Origin of the sequence: Rhodococcus sp. ARP2 (assembly GCF_001029585.1) — a bacterium.
GTDB classification, from domain to species: domain Bacteria; phylum Actinomycetota; class Actinomycetes; order Mycobacteriales; family Mycobacteriaceae; genus Rhodococcus_F; species Rhodococcus_F erythropolis.
This window is the reverse complement of the sequence record NZ_LEKE01000049.1, coordinates 151,009-165,870: the sequence shown is the minus strand read 5'-3', so window position 1 is coordinate 165,870 and position 14,862 is coordinate 151,009. Positions and strand designations below refer to the sequence as shown.

11 protein-coding genes and 1 tRNA gene are annotated in these 14,862 nt (G+C 61.9%); 9 read left to right on the top strand and 3 right to left on the bottom strand.

Annotated features, from left to right (window positions below):
* Nucleotides 1-100 precede the first annotated feature (100 nt).
* The 3 genes from ABX74_RS12180 to ABX74_RS12170 form a co-directional block, all read right to left on the bottom strand.
* Entirely contained in the window at nt 101-1,081 is a 981-nt protein-coding gene (locus ABX74_RS12180) for a ribose-phosphate diphosphokinase (RefSeq protein WP_019744654.1), read from the bottom strand.
* 91 nt (nt 1,082-1,172) lie between these two features.
* Complete coding sequence (gene glmU / locus ABX74_RS12175) at nt 1,173-2,624, bottom strand: bifunctional UDP-N-acetylglucosamine diphosphorylase/glucosamine-1-phosphate N-acetyltransferase GlmU (RefSeq protein ID WP_082148496.1); 1,452 nt, start codon at nt 2,622-2,624, stop codon at nt 1,173-1,175.
* 90 nt (nt 2,625-2,714) lie between these two features.
* A tRNA-Gln gene (locus ABX74_RS12170) sits at nt 2,715-2,785 on the bottom strand.
* Between the two features lie 154 nt (nt 2,786-2,939).
* Here ABX74_RS12170 and ABX74_RS12165 point away from each other — a divergent pair.
* From ABX74_RS12165 to mfd, 9 genes are all read left to right on the top strand, one after another.
* A complete protein-coding gene (locus ABX74_RS12165; protein WP_019744652.1) occupies nt 2,940-3,593 on the top strand; it encodes a TetR/AcrR family transcriptional regulator in 654 nt (217 codons plus the stop codon).
* 189 nt (nt 3,594-3,782) lie between these two features.
* Nucleotides 3,783-4,424, top strand: a complete 642-nt coding sequence (locus tag ABX74_RS12160; protein ID WP_003946317.1) for a ScbR family autoregulator-binding transcription factor — start codon at nt 3,783-3,785, stop codon at nt 4,422-4,424.
* Nucleotides 4,425-4,710: 286 nt separating this feature from the next.
* Complete coding sequence (locus tag ABX74_RS12155; RefSeq protein WP_020970291.1) at nt 4,711-5,157, top strand: holo-ACP synthase; 447 nt, start codon at nt 4,711-4,713, stop codon at nt 5,155-5,157.
* Nucleotides 5,150-5,392, top strand: coding sequence for an acyl carrier protein (locus ABX74_RS12150; protein ID WP_003946296.1), 243 nt, complete (start codon nt 5,150-5,152; stop codon nt 5,390-5,392). The genes ABX74_RS12155 and ABX74_RS12150 overlap by 8 nt, the downstream gene beginning before the upstream one ends.
* Nucleotides 5,389-6,579 (top strand): acyl-CoA dehydrogenase family protein, encoded by a 1,191-nt coding sequence (locus tag ABX74_RS12145; RefSeq protein WP_047888907.1) that lies wholly within the window; start codon nt 5,389-5,391, stop codon nt 6,577-6,579. The genes ABX74_RS12150 and ABX74_RS12145 overlap by 4 nt, the downstream gene beginning before the upstream one ends.
* The gene (locus ABX74_RS12140) at nt 6,576-7,532 is read left to right on the top strand and encodes an amino acid--[acyl-carrier-protein] ligase (RefSeq protein ID WP_047888906.1); all 957 of its coding nucleotides are present in this window, start codon (nt 6,576-6,578) and stop codon (nt 7,530-7,532) included. Before ABX74_RS12145 ends, ABX74_RS12140 begins: the two co-directional genes overlap by 4 nt.
* A complete protein-coding gene (locus ABX74_RS12135; RefSeq protein WP_019744648.1) occupies nt 7,532-8,518 on the top strand; it encodes a DUF1839 family protein in 987 nt (328 codons plus the stop codon). The genes ABX74_RS12140 and ABX74_RS12135 overlap by 1 nt, the downstream gene beginning before the upstream one ends.
* A gap of 2 nt (nt 8,519-8,520) precedes the next feature.
* Nucleotides 8,521-11,106 carry a glycosyl hydrolase 2 galactose-binding domain-containing protein gene (locus ABX74_RS12130; protein WP_047888905.1) on the top strand — a complete coding sequence of 862 codons (2,586 nt, stop codon included), beginning with the start codon at nt 8,521-8,523 and terminating at the stop codon, nt 11,104-11,106.
* A 128-nt stretch (nt 11,107-11,234) separates the two neighbouring features.
* A complete protein-coding gene (gene mfd / locus ABX74_RS12125) occupies nt 11,235-14,861 on the top strand; it encodes a transcription-repair coupling factor (RefSeq protein ID WP_047888933.1) in 3,627 nt (1,208 codons plus the stop codon).
* Nucleotide 14,862 lies beyond the last annotated feature (1 nt).

Sequence of the window (14,862 nt, the reverse complement as noted above, 5' to 3'; positions counted from 1 at the left end):
ATGACCGGGTGGTCTGTTTCTGTGGTGTTCACGAAGACGACGACGGGCGCGTACCAGTGACCGTGAAGTCACAGGTACGCGCCCGTAGAGCAGCGTGAGACTAGGCGCTGCCGTTGAACAGCGAAGTCACAGAACCGTTCTCGAAAACTTCCTTGATGGTGCGAGCCAGCAGCGGTGCGATGGACAGCACCGTCAGCGTCGGGAACTTCTTCGACTCGTCGATCGGAAGTGTATTGGTGACAACAACTTCCTTTGCGCCACACGTCGACAGGCGCTCGGCAGCAGGGTCGGAGAGGACGCCGTGGGTTGCAGCGATGACGACGTCACCCGCTCCGGCCTCCTTGAGTACCTTGACCGCGCCGGCGATGGTTCCGCCGGTGTCGATCATGTCGTCGATCAGGATGCAGGTGCGACCTTCGACATCACCGACGACGCGGTTGGACTTGACCTGGTTGGGTACCAAGGGATCGCGCGTCTTGTGAATGAACGCCAGCGGCGCTCCGCCGAGCGAGTCGGCCCATTTCTCGGCGACGCGAACGCGGCCCGAGTCGGGGGAGACCACCGTGATGTTCTCGAGGTTGTAGCCCGCGCGAATATGGTTGGCCAACTGGCTGTGTGCGTGCATGTGATCGACGGGGCCGTCGAAAAAGCCCTGGATCTGATCGGTATGAAGGTCGACCGTGATGATGCGATCGGCGCCGGCGGTCTTGAGCAGGTCAGCGATCAGGCGAGCGGAGATCGGCTCGCGTCCGCGGTGCTTCTTGTCCTGGCGGGCGTACGGGTAGAACGGAAGAACGGCAGTGATGCGCTTTGCCGATCCACGCTTGAGAGCGTCGATCATGATGAGCTGCTCCATCACCCACGTGTTCAGCGGTGCCGGATGACTCTGCAGGACGAACGCGTCGGAGCCGCGAACCGACTCTTCGAATCGAACGAAGATCTCACCGTTCGCGAAGTCGCGCGCGGTCTGCGGGGTGACGCGGATGTCGAGTTCCTTCGCCACCTGCTCCGCCAACTCGGGATGTGCGCGACCCGAGAACAACATCAGGTTCTTCTGGTTGTCGATCCAATTCGCAGTCACTGGTTCATGCCATCCTTTTGTACTTGCCGGTCGATCTGGTGGTGATCTGTGCTGTCAGGTAGTGCAGGGCTGTCAGGTTGTTGCAGGGCTGTCAGGTTGTTGCAGGGCCGTCCGGTTGTGCAGCTGCTGCTGCAGCATCGGCCGCGGGCGTGCCGGGACGATTCTTCTGAACCCAGCCCTCGATGTTGCGCTGCAAACCACCCGAGACGGCAAGCGCCCCTGGCGGTACGTCGTTTCGCAGAACGGTTCCGGCCCCGGTGTATGCGCCGTCACCAACGGTGAGCGGGGCGACGAACATCGTGTCGGAGCCGGTTCGCACATGCGACCCCACCACAGTACGGCTCTTGTTCACGCCGTCGTAATTGACGAAGACGCTCGAAGCCCCGATGTTGCTGTGATGGCCGATGGTGGCGTCGCCGACGTAGGTAAGATGCGGAATCTTCGAATGCTCGCCGATGTCCGCGTTCTTCGTTTCCACGTATGCGCCGATCTTCCCGTGGTCACCGAGGCGTGTAGCCGGCCGCAGGTAGGCGAAAGGACCGACGGTCGCGTCGGCTCCGATCACGGAGTCGGTCCCGTGGGAGCGGACGACTTGCGCGCGCTCCCCGACGCTCACGTTGTCCAAGGTGGTGTCGGGGCCGATCACGGCGTCCTCGCCCACCGACGTTGTGCCGGTCAACTGAACTCCGGGCAGGAGCGTCACGTCCTGTGCGATGTGCACGCTGCAATCGATCCACGTGCTCGCCGGATCGACGACGGTGACGCCGGCACGCATCCACGTCTCGAGGATCCGACGGTTCATCTCGCGGGCGAGCGTCGAGAGCTGCACGCGGTCGTTGGCGCCCGCGACGAGAACCGAATCCGCGATGTGCTGCGCGCGAACACGCTTGCCCGCGCGACGGGCGATCATGATCACATCAGTGAGATAGAACTCGTGCTGTGCGTTGTTGGAGTCGAGAGACGCCAGCGCATCGCGCAGAGTCTCGAAGTCGAAGGCGTAGACACCTGAATTGACCTCGGTGATCGAGCGCTGCGAATCGGTGGCTTCCTTCTCTTCGACGATGGCGTTGACTTCGCCGTCCGTCGTGCGAAGGATCCGTCCGTAGCCAGTGGGGTCGAGGGCAGTCGACGTCAACACCGTGACCGCAGCCGCGGGGGCGGCAGTGTGCTGAGCGAGGAGGTCTGCGATGGTCTTGCCGTCGAGCAGCGGCACGTCGGCGGCCGTCACGAGTACGGTTCCGGCGAAGTCCGCCGGCAGACCCTCGAGTCCGCAACTGACGGCGTGCCCGGTGCCCTTCTGCTCGTCCTGAACGGCGACGGTGACGGGCCGGCCCAGTTCACTCGCGACTGCGTTGACTGCTTCGGTGACACGCTCACGATCGTGACCGACGACGGTCACCAGGTGCGTGGGGTTCAGTGAGGTTGCCGCGTGAAGCGAATGTGCCAGCATGCTGCGTCCGGCGAGAGTGTGGAGGACCTTGGGAGTCTTCGACTTCATTCGTGTACCGGCACCCGCTGCGAGAACGATCACGGCGGTTTGCACTGGTTTGAGCTCCCTCTGTCGATCAAACTGTCGATCAAACTGTCGATCAAGACACGCATTTCCGCTCGGAAAATGCATGTTGTTCACCAGCTCCGCCGCCAGGACTCGAACCTGAACTATCTGAACCAAAATCAGAGGTGCTGCCATTACACCACGGCGGATTGCCACGCATTGCCGAGCCTTGCGGCCGAACGCGCGCAAGAATAATCGCATGCCGACCCGCCGTAGGTCGAACCGCTCCTCTGATTGGGTCCCCGAAGTCCCGATAGGCTGAGCGTCCACAGCAGTAATTTGTGTGTCGGCGAGAGGAAGACAATGGCGGCGGTGTCCGGTTCGGGTGGCGGGGATCCAGTTCCCGAACGAGTGACACGGATCCGGATGACCGGTACCCAACGTCGGCAACAACTGATCGAGATCGGGCGGGCATTGTTCGCCGAACGGGGATACGAAGCGACGTCGATCGAGGAGATCGCCCAGCGAGCAAACGTGTCCAAGCCGGTCGTGTACGAGCACTTCGGAGGCAAGGAGGGGCTGTACGCCGTAGTAGTGGACCGGGAGATGTCGCGACTCCTCGAGATGATCACGTCGTCGCTCTCGCAAAATCGCTCGAGAGTTCGAGTCGAGCGGGTTGCGTTGGCTTTGCTCACCTACGTGGAAGAGCACACTGACGGATTTCGGATACTCGTGCGCGATTCGTCCGTCGTCGCGCCCAGTGGGACGTATTCGAGCTTGCTCAACGATGCGATCAGTCAGGTGGGCTACCTGCTTGCGGGGGACTTCTCCAGACGCGGTTTCGACCCCGGACTAGCAACGATGTACGCACAGGCGCTTGTCGGCATGGTGTCCACTACGGCTACTTGGTGGCTCGACGAACGGACTCCGTCGAAGGAAGTTGTCGCCGCTCACCTCGTGAATTTGTGTTGGAATGGGCTGACGAATCTGGAAGCCGACCCACAATTGGAGGGTTAACCAGGCGCGCCTGCCGCGCAGAGATGGATCGCGGTCTAAGCTGTGTTCGCTGTATCACGATCGTTTGATGGGCAAATGTCTCATTTGTTTGCAGGGTGGGTTGAATGCCGAACCGTGCCTTCCATTTTGACGCTGTGAACGGGTAAGACCAAGGATTCGTTCGATGTGTGGTGATTGGAGGCCGGATCGATGGTGAGGCAAGAACGGGCAGAAGCCACCCGTGATTCGGTGCTGCGCGGAGCAGCGGGTGTGTTCTTGCGCCTGGGTTATGCCAATGCCAGCTTGAGCGAGATCATCGCTGAGTCGCAGGTGACCAAAGGCGCGCTGTACTTCCATTTCGGGTCCAAGGAAGAACTCGCGCGGGCGGTGATCGACGAGGGTTCGGCGCGTTTCGACGCAAAATGTGAGCTCTGGTTGGACCGTCGCACTCCCGCACTCGAGTCGCTGATCGGTATTTCGTCGGTCATCGTCGACATCGGTGCGCATGACGCCATGGTTAGAGCGACGTTCCGCTTGTTGGTCGAGATCGGGGACTATCGGGGCTCCGGGCCGGCGACTCTGGACGTGTGGCTCGACATTTACCGTGAACTTGCCAGCCGTGCGGCAGACGAAGGTGATCTGCGTTCGGACGCGGATTCTGCTGACATCGCTCGTTTCCTGTTGGAAGTGGCGTCCGGAGTTCGGCTGATGGCAGCCGCGACCGGGACCGTTCGTGAGCTTTCGGACTCCATGAAGGCATCGTGGAACCTGATACTTCCGATCGTGGTCCCGGAATCGAAAGTGGAGTACTTCAGGCAATTCGCGGCCCGCCGCCTTGCCAGCGATCACTGAAATCACTGGCTCTCCGTACTGCTCCTTTGGTCAGTTTGCTGCAAATGTCCTGGTAGCGACATTGTTCTCTTTGTTCTGCATTCGAAACAAACTAAGAGTATGTTTATAGTGTGGATGGGAATCTGGAAGTCTGATCTTGCCCATCATCTTCGGATTGCGGTATGTTCTACCGGTAGCTGAAGAATTGCTGAGAATGAAGGTTTGTCAGGGCAGGGTGACGGCGTCGGCGCACCGGGCAGCATAGGGGGCTGCCCGGCGTGTACGACCCCAGATGGGGAGTCAACAGATGGGTGACACTGCGCCGACGCCGATGCTCGATATCGGCCCGCGGATCGGCTGTGACGTAGTGAACGTCGTAGATGTCACTCGAAGTATCGAACTCTTCGGGCGGAGGTATCTCGATCGGACCTTCACCCCGCACGAATTGCAGACGTGCGCCGGGCCGGCACGGGATCAACGATTGGCTGCACGCTTCGCCGCCAAAGAGGCTGTTGTGAAGGTACTGCGGCCTGGTGACGTCCCCGTTCCGTGGAATTCCATCGAAATCACTCGGGCCGAGTGGGGTGGCTGTGGGGTGACGCTGTCCGGTAATGCCGCGGAACTCGCGCGGGCCCAGGATCTGCACGATTTTCAAGTATCTATCTCGCACGAAGCGGACGTGGCCATCGCAATGGTGATCGCAACACGCTCGGGCGCTCGCATCGAAAAGAAGGACGACATCGCTGATGATTGATCAGGCAATTCGGAAAGTGCTCGTCGAGCACGGTCGGCTGGCAGTCGACGTGAGCACGATCGATGGAGAGGCCGATCTTTACGAGTTGGGTTTGACGTCGCACGCGAGCGTGAATGTCATGTTAGCGCTGGAGGATTCGTTCGACATCGAGTTTCCTGACGAGTTGTTGCGGAAGAGTACTTTCGCAAGCGTCAAGGCGATCGAGGGTGCGTTGACGGAGTTGGGTGCTGCATGAACGCTCCGCAATCGCAGTGCGCCACCGGGACGGCCCTCGAGCGAGCCACACGGTTGGCCGACGAAGTTGCAGCGGCGTGGGCCGACGAAGTCGATGCCGAGGCAAGGTTTCCGCGTGAAGCTGTCGACGCCATGCGAAGCGAACGGCTGCTGTCCGTAGCTGTGCCGAGGGAACTAGGCGGCGAAGGACTCTCGCTGCAGGAAGTGTCGCAGATCGCCCGTGTGATCGGAACACGCTGTGCAGCAAGCGGAATGATTTTCGCGATGCATCAGACGCAGATCTACTCGTTGGTCAAGCACGGCAACACCGAAGCGCTACGCGGGTTTGTCGAAGAAACGGTCGACAAGCAACTGCTGTTGGCATCGGCAACCACTGAGCTGGGAATCGGTGGTGACGTCAGCCGGAGTTATTGCGCGGTCGAAGACTTGGGCGGTCATCTGCTGTTGATCAAGAACGCGCCTGTCATTTCGTACGGCGAACACTCCGACGCGATAGTCGTGACGGCTCGGCGAACCCCGGAGAGTCAGCCGAACGATCAGGTTCTCGTTGTGTGTCGTACCCCAGACCTGACGCTCGAACGCACCACCGAGTGGAACACGCTGGGACTCAGGGGAACTTGCAGTCTTGGTTACATCCTTCGGGCCACCTCGACGCCCGAGATGGTCGCCGACGTACCGTATTCCGATATCTCCACCCATACGATGCTTCCGGTCTCGCACGTCGTCTGGAGCTCGGTGTGGTTGGGAATTGCCGACGCTGCAGTCGAGAAGGCACGCAAGTACGTGCGTGCCGCCGCCCGCAAGCAGCCCGGAGTCACTTCCCCCGGAGCGCTGCGGCTCGCCGAAGTTGCTGCTTCGGCACAACAATTCGCCGATCTCGTCGACGCCTCTGCACGCAGGTACGACCGCGCAGTCCACGCTGCGGAAGGCGCCGCCGATTTCGAGGCGACAGGAGCGGTGGGCTTTTCGCTCGCGATGAACAACCTGAAAGTCACAGCCTCCACCGCGGTGGTGGAAATCGTGGGGCAGACAATGCTGATCTGTGGCATCTCGGGATATCGCGAGGACACCGAATTTTCGCTCGGTCGGCACCTTCGTGACGCGCACGGCGCAGCGGTGATGGTGAACAACGATCGAATCATGGCAGGTTCAGCGCACATGGCTATCGGATACCGGGGAACGCTATGACGACGGAGAATGTGACAACCGAGACTGTGACAGGCGAGACCGATCTGGATCGGGCTCGGGCTGCATTTCAACGCGAACTGCTCGTCGAAGGACTACTAGTCGAGACAGAGGTACCGGGACTCTACGGGCGTTCCGGCGTGTTCGAGGACATCGTCGACGGTATCGACCGAGTGGTGGTTGCAGCGGGGCCAGGCGCCGCCGCGACTCGGCTGCGGTTCCCGCCGGTGTTCCCTCGTAGCAGTTTCGAGCGCACCGACTACATCGCTTCGTTTCCCAACCTCACCGGCGCCATCAACACCTTCGCTGGTTCCAATCGCGATCACGCGCGACTGCTGGCCGATCGCGCCGACGGACAATCGTGGGATCGCCACCTCGAGCCGACCGAGACCATGCTCGTCTCCGCAGCGTGCCATCCTGCCTATGCGCGATACACCGGAGTTCTCCCCGAAGGCGGGGTGCTGCTGGACATCTACGGTTTTTGCTTCCGGCACGAACCGGCGATCGATCCGGCTCGCATGCAAGCGTTTCGGATGCACGAGTTCGTGACGATCGGTGACGCCGCGGCAGCGCGAGCGCATCGCGAGCACTGGATCGAGCGGGGGCTCGAGGTGCTCGGCCGGCTCGAACTCGACGCCACCCCGGTGATTGCCAATGATCCTTTCTTCGGACGCGCCGGAAAGATGCTTGCAGCCAACCAGCGTGAAGAGAATCTCAAGACGGAACTGACGGTTCGGCTCTACGGAGATCTCGACGAGGGCACGGCGATCGTGTCCTCGAACAACCATCTCGACCATTTCGGTGTCAACTTCGACATCCGAACGGCGGAGGGGGAGGTGGCGCACAGCTCGTGCGTCGGCTTCGGGATGGAGCGAATCGCGTTGTCCTTGTTGCGGACTCATGGTCTTGATGTGGCTGCGTGGCCAACCTCCGTACGCGAACGAATGGGCATCTGATGTCCCGGCTCATCGACATTTCACCTGATCGCTACCAACCCCATTCGTTGCACCAGGACGACCGGGTGTGGGCGCAGACCAACTGCTATACGGATCTGTGGATCGAAGTGTTGCATTCGCTGGGATTGGACCCCGTCCCGGCGCTGGCATGTGCCTTCTCATCGCGGTTCGACGGGACTCAGTGGACGTTCCTCAAGCTCAAGGCCGAGGACATCTACGCGCTGTACGGAATCGAAGTCGCCGAGATGAACGTCTGGCGGGCCCCGCTGATCCATGTCGAGGACAACCTCGCGGTTGGGATGCTGTCGACGGTTGAAGTCGACGGATACTGGCTTCCCGACACTCTCGGAACGAGTTATCACGAGGGGCACACCAAGACCACGATCGTGCCCAATCGGATCGATCGCGTTGCCGGCGAGCTCGAATACTTCCACAACAGCGGGTACTACTTGCTGCGAGGCGACGATTTCTCCGGTGTCTTCGATCTCGATCGTTCCTCACTTCCTTCGTTCGTGCCCTACGTCGAACAGATCAGGTTGAATCCGGTTCACGCGACCAACGCCGGAAACATCGCCGAAGTGGCTCGGCGGAACGTAGCGGTTCGAGCCGCGGGTAATCCCGTGCGAGAGCTGGGACGCCGGGTGATCGACGACCTCGAATGGGTGCAGGGGGCGGGTATGGATGCCTTTCACCTCTGGTCCTTCGGGCTACTTCGTCAGTGTGGTGCCAGCGCGGAGCTGGCAGCCGACGCCAGCGAGTTTTTGGACACTGCAGGTTTCTCCGGGACAGGCGAAGCTGCGCCAGATTTCCGCAAAGTGGCGTCCGGGGCCAAGAGCGTGCAGTTTCAGATGGCGCGTGCCTCCAGGGGCCGCGCGGTGGACCCGCGTGAGCAACTCGACGAGATGGCCGTGTCGTGGAAGAGAGCGATGGAAGTCGTTGCCGACACAGTCGGCGTCGACTCGCATCGACACTTGAGGTTGGTCTAACAGTGCCTCGTTCGTCAGCAGACCTGCTGGCCGGCGCGATATGGCGATGCGCTGCAACCGAACCCGGATCCATATCTGATCCGGATGCCCTCGAAACCGTGACCGAGTGGGTCGCAGCGTCTGTGCCTGGGACAGTCGTTGGTGCGATACAGGCGGCGCAAACGGACGCCGGACGCACGAAGTCCGTTGCATCGTCGTCGGTTTCATCATCGTCTGTTGCATCATCGGACTGGTGGTTCGTGACTACCGTGGCCACGACCGGTGAGGGGTCGTGGCTGCTCCAGTTCGACGGTGTGACGGCGTTTGCCGATGTCTGGATCGGCGGCGTCCATGTCGCGTCCACTGAATCCATGTTCATGCCTGGGGAAGTGAGCATTCCGGCCGTAGTCGGCGCTGGTAAACGCGTCCAGGTCGCTATTCATTTTCATTCTCTGTCCGCGATTCTGAGATCGAGGCGTCCTCGAGGACGTTGGCGCTCGTCGATGGTCCGTGAACAGGGTCTTCGGTGGATCCGAACCACGATGCTCGGTATGGCTCCCGTATTCAGTGGCGTTCCGGTACCGGTGGGACCGTGGCGGGGTATCCGGTTGTTGGACAAGGGAGTTGCCGCCGTAGTCTCGGCTGTCAAGCACGCGAGTGTCGACGGCACAACCGGTCACGTTGCCGTCAGCGCTCGGCTCACCGGATTGCCGGCCTCGCTGGAGTACGTGACCGTGCGCGTCGGCGAACACTCGCGACAATTGGCTGTAATTGCCGGACCGGACGGATTCCTCGAGGTGTCCGGCGTCGTCGAAGTGCCGGACGCGCAGTTGTGGTGGCCGCACACTCATGGCGCTCCTCGCACGTATCCGGTGACGATAGAAACGATCGGAGTCTCCGAGCATCTCGGTTCAGTGGGCTTCCGGACGGTGGAGGCCGACAGATCCGATGGTGGATTCCGTTTGAATGTCAACGGCATCCGGGTGTACTGCCGTGGTTCGGTGTGGGTGCCGACCGACCCGATCTCGCTTCAAGACGACGCCGGCACCACTCGTGTCTTGGAACGCCTGGCTGAGGCGGGCCTGAACATGATTCGAATCCCGGGGACGATGGTCTACGAGAGCGACCACTTCTGGGAGGAATGCGCGCGACTGGGCATTCTCGTGTGGCAGGACATGATGTTGGCGACGCTTGATCCGCCCGACACCGACGAATTCTTCGAACTCGTTGCAGCAGAGGTCACCGCGTTCTTGCACAGAGTGCGTGGAAATCCCGCTTTGGCAGTCTTCTGCGGCGGCAGCGAGACCGAACAGCAGCCGACCATGCTGGGCTTGGTCGATCAACACATCCCGCTCATTCATTCGAGACTGCCGGAGCTGATCTCAGCGGTGGCACCTGAACTCGAATACGTGACGTCGTCGCCCTCGGCGCCTCGCGGGGGAGAGCAATTGGCAACGCATGTCGGAAGCGGGGTCGCTCACTACTTCGGGGTGGGTGCCTATCGTCGTCCACTGGCCGACGTGCTCAGCGCGCGAGTACGTTTTGCGACCGAATCATTGGCATTTTCGATTCCACCGTCGAATGCCGTGATCGAGAACGAATTCGGTTCGCTCGCCGTCGCAGGGCACCACCCGGCATGGAAAGCCGCGGTGCCGCGGGACAACGGATCGTCGTGGGATTTCGAGGATGTTCGGGATCACTACGTCCACGCGCTTTTCGGCGAAGACGCTCGTGAAGTCCGGTGGTCCGACCCGGAACGCTATCTCGACCTGGGGCGAGCAGCCGTATGTGAGGCGTTCGCCTCGACGCTCGGCTACTGGCGTCGCCCGGATTCTCGGTGCGACGGCGCCTTGACACTCGCACTGCGAGACCTGGAGCCCGGACCGGGATGGGGGGTCCTCGATTGGAGCGGCAGCCCCAAGGCTCCGTGGTTCGTGCTCCGTAGGAGCGCCAAACCGATCGCGCTCCTCGTCACGGACGACGGTATGGACGGATTGAGGCTCGACGCGATCAACGAGACTGCCGAACCTGTCGTCGGCGAGATCAGGTTTCGAGCGCACAGTCGGTCAGGTGTCGTCCCAGTCGACGTCGCGCTACCGGTCAAGGTGGAATCGCACTCGAGTCTGACCTGGTCCGTGGACAGCCTTGTCGGCCGTTTCACCGACCTCACTCACGTCTTTCAGTTCGGGGCGCGGACATACGACGCCGTCACCGTCACACTCGAAGACGAAGACGGAGAGATGGTGGACGAAGTGGTGCACCTCCTGGGGAGCCCGGCACGGCCCCTCGAGCGGTCGGTCGGACTTGTCGCCACGGCGCGCAACGTCGGCGACGAAGAGTGGGTAGTCGACGTCTCGACGGATGCTTCCGCCCAATACGTTGCCCTCGAACTGCAGGGCTTCGAGCCCGAAGACTCCTGGTTCCACCTCGCGCCGAACGGTCGCAGGACTGTACGTCTACGGAGAACCAGCCAGGCAACGAAGGTAATCGGCCGGGTTCGGGCGCTCAACTCTCACACCAGCGTGGCCGTGGCACCGCCGAGCGCCCCGGCCACCCGATCTTCACCGGCCAAGCGGACGACGAAGAAGCCGAGCGTTACGGGAAACTGAACGGATCGGACTGCGCTGCGAGATCGCGCACCGATAGAATCGAACCGGCGCACAACTCTGCCTCGGTGGAGATCTTGCGCTCGGGCTGTGCGTCCGCAACCCGTCATCACTGTTCAGGAGCGCGTTCGTTGACTTCCTTGTCCTCTGCCCAGACTGCGCTCGCTGGACTCGTCGAGGTCGCCCTCGCAGACGCCGCGTTCACTCCAGTGATCGACTCGATCGGTGCGCCTGCCCTGGACATCGTGGCGCCGAAGCCGGCTCGACCATTCATCGCCGCTGCACTTGCCGCGCGCACTCCGGTGCTGCTGGTGACGGCCACCGGTCGCGAAGCCGACGATCTGACGTCAGAACTCACCGAGATGCTCGGTGGAGGCGTCGCGCAGTTCCCGTCGTGGGAAACATTGCCGCACGAGCGACTGTCGCCGAGCGCGGACACCGTCGGGCGACGGGTGGAGGTACTGCGCCGACTCGCCAGACCAGACGACGCCTCGTACGGCTCGCCTCTTCGGGTGATCGTGACCACGGTGCGCTCTCTCGTTCAGCCGATGGCGCCGGGTCTTGGCGAGATCGAGCCGATCACGTTGCGCGTCGGCACCGAGATCGATTTCGATTCTGTTCTGGTTCGTCTGGTGGAGATGGCGTACAGCCGTGTCGACATGGTGGGAAAGCGTGGTGAGTTCGCGGTCCGCGGCGGCATTCTCGACCTGTTCTCGCCGACGGCGGATCATCCGGTACGTATCGAATTCTGGGGTGACGAGGTATCGGAGCTTCGGTACTTCTCTGTCGCCGATCAGCGTTCGCTACCGGACGTCGACGTCGATTCCGTGATCGCGCCGCCGTGTCGTGAGCTGATTCTGACAGCTGATGTTCGCGATCGAGCTGCGGCACTCGCTGCTGAGAATCAGGCTGACGCTTCGTTGGTCGAGATGCTGGACAAGATCTCGGCAGGCATCCCCGTCGAGGGGATGGAAGCTCTGCTCCCGGTTCTCAAACCCGGTGAACTGCAACTACTTTCCGATGTCCTTCCGGTAGGGGCGCACATCCTTCTGTGCGATCCGGAGAAGGTGCGCACCCGCGCCACCGATCTGGTGCGCACCGGCCAGGAATTCTTGGAAGCGTCGTGGACGGCGGCGTCGATCGGCGGCGCTGCACCGCTCGACACGTCGATCCTCAACGGCGGGGGAGTCGATCTCGGTGCCTCCGCATACCGGTCGCTTCGTCATGTTCGCGAATCTGCCGAAGCTGCCGGCCGTCCGTGGTGGACGGTCAGCCCGCTGGCGTCGGGAAATGGTGAAGAACTTGAAATCCCGGTTCAGGCGGCACCGCAGGTACGTGGTTCCGACGACCTGTTGGCCGAGCTGTTCGTCAGCCTCCGGGCACACGTGAGCACGGGCGGTCGCGCGGCGATCGTGGTGGCAGGCGCCGGCACAGCAAGCCGAGTCGTCGAGCGACTCGGTGAAGCCGAAGTGCCCGCAAAGATGCTCGAAGGCGGAGCGACCCCTGCCCGCGGACAGGTCGCGGTGCTTCGCGGGTCTCTGCACGACGGACTGGTACTCGCCGGCGACGACTCGACGCCGGGGATGGTGATCGTCACCGAGTCCGATCTGACGGGCAACCGCGTTGCAGCGGTCGGCGACGGAAAGCGCTTGCCGGCCAAGCGCCGCAATCAGGTCGATCCCCTCGCGCTGTCTGCAGGGGACATGGTCGTGCACGATCAGCACGGTATCGGCCGGTTCGTCGAGATGGTCGAACGCACCATCGGCGGGGCGCGTCGTGAATACTTGGTCATCGAGTATGCGCCGAGCAAGCGTGGTCACCCGGGTGATCGTCTGTTCGTCCCGATGGAATCGCTCGATCAACTCTCCCGGTACGTCGGTGGAGAGTTGCCTGCGCTGAGCAAGCTCGGCGGATCCGACTGGGCGAACACCAAGCGTAAGGCCCGCAAGGCGGTTCGTGAGATCGCGGGTGAGTTGGTTCAGCTCTACGCTGCGCGTCAGGCGGCCCCGGGGCATGCGTTCGGCCCGGACACGCCGTGGCAGAAGGAACTCGAAGACGCGTTCGCCTTCACCGAGACCATCGACCAGTTGACCGTCATCAGTGAGGTCAAGGCCGACATGGAGAAGCCGGTTCCGATGGACCGGGTGGTGATCGGTGACGTCGGGTACGGCAAGACGGAGATCGCCGTTCGTGCCGCGTTCAAGGCAGTCCAGGACGGCAAGCAGGTGGCGGTACTGGTCCCGACGACTCTGCTTGCACAGCAACATCTTCAGACATTCACCGAACGAATGGCGTCGTTCCCGGTGAAGGTGCGAGGGCTGTCCCGTTTCACCGACGCCAAAGACTCGAAGGAAATCATCGCCGGCATGGCCGAAGGCGAGATCGACATCGTCGTCGGTACTCACCGGTTGCTGCAGACCGGTATTCGCTGGAAGGACCTCGGGCTTGTGATCGTCGACGAGGAACAGCGATTCGGAGTCGAGCACAAGGAACATATCAAGGCACTACGCACCCACGTCGACGTCCTGACGATGTCGGCTACCCCGATTCCTCGTACTCTCGAGATGAGCATGGCCGGGATCCGTGAGATGTCCACGATCCTCACACCGCCGGAAGAACGTCATCCGATCCTCACTTACGTCGGCGCGTATGCGGACAAGCAGGTTGCCGCGGCCATCCGGCGTGAACTTCTGCGCGACGGTCAGGTCTTCTACGTACACAACCGTGTCAGCTCGATCGACAAGGCAGCCAAGAAGATCCGTGAACTCGTCCCGGAGGCTCGCGTCGTCGTCGCGCACGGTCAGATGAACGAGGACACTCTCGAAAACACCGTGCAGGGCTTCTGGGAACGCGACTTCGACGTGTTGGTCTGTACCACGATCATCGAAACCGGTCTGGACATCTCGAACGCGAACACACTGATCGTCGAACGTGCGGACTCGCTTGGCCTCTCGCAGTTGCATCAGCTTCGCGGACGCGTCGGGCGTAGTCGTGAACGTGGATACGCATACTTCCTGTACCCGGCCGAAAAGCCGTTGACGGAAACGGCATACGATCGACTGGCAACGATTTCGCAGAATTCGGACCTCGGCGCTGGTATGGCAGTCGCGATGAAGGACCTCGAAATCCGTGGAGCCGGAAACGTTCTGGGCGCAGAGCAGTCCGGCCACGTCGCAGGGGTCGGGTTCGATCTGTATGTCAGGCTGGTCGGTGAGGCGGTCGAAGCCTTCCGGGCTGCAGCCGACGGCAAACCGATCACCATGGACGAGGGCACGAAGGAAGTCCGGATCGACCTACCGGTGGACGCGCACATCCCGCCCGACTACGTCACCAGTGACAGGCTCAGGTTGGAGGGGTACCGCAAGCTCGCTGCGGCAACTGATTCCGACGGCATCGCTGCCGTAGTCGAAGAACTGGTCGATCGCTACGGCCCACTGCCCGAAGAGGTTCGACGGCTGATCTCGGTGGCCAAGCTTCGACTGCTCTGCCGCGAGTACCAACTGGAGGAAGTCGCCGTCACCGGAACTCAGCTCAAGATCTCGCCGATGTCACTGCCCGATTCCAAGCAGATCAGGCTCAAGAGGATCTATCCGAGCGCGCAGTACCGGGCAACGACCGGGCTCGTGCAACTCCCGCTGCCTCGCACCGGCGGAGTCGGCTCGGATCGCCTGCGGGACGTCGAACTACTTCAGTACATCGCGGACTTCATCCTGGCGATAGACGGGCGCGCCGCCGGTGCCGTCCTGGTCGAGGCGTGAG

What these genes read in the sequence shown, in the direction of transcription:
- ABX74_RS12165 (WP_019744652.1), top strand. Translation starts at nt 2,940, where the DNA reads ATGGCGGCGGTGTCCGGTTCGGGTGGCGGGGATCCAGTTCCCGAACGA.
- ABX74_RS12140 (WP_047888906.1), top strand. Translation starts at nt 6,576, where the DNA reads ATGACGACGGAGAATGTGACAACCGAGACTGTGACAGGCGAGACCGAT.
- ABX74_RS12160 (WP_003946317.1), top strand. Translation starts at nt 3,783, where the DNA reads ATGGTGAGGCAAGAACGGGCAGAAGCCACCCGTGATTCGGTGCTGCGC.
- ABX74_RS12145 (WP_047888907.1), top strand. Translation starts at nt 5,389, where the DNA reads ATGAACGCTCCGCAATCGCAGTGCGCCACCGGGACGGCCCTCGAGCGA.
- ABX74_RS12150 (WP_003946296.1), top strand. Translation starts at nt 5,150, where the DNA reads ATGATTGATCAGGCAATTCGGAAAGTGCTCGTCGAGCACGGTCGGCTG.
- ABX74_RS12155 (WP_020970291.1), top strand. Translation starts at nt 4,711, where the DNA reads ATGGGTGACACTGCGCCGACGCCGATGCTCGATATCGGCCCGCGGATC.
- ABX74_RS12135 (WP_019744648.1), top strand. Translation starts at nt 7,532, where the DNA reads ATGTCCCGGCTCATCGACATTTCACCTGATCGCTACCAACCCCATTCG.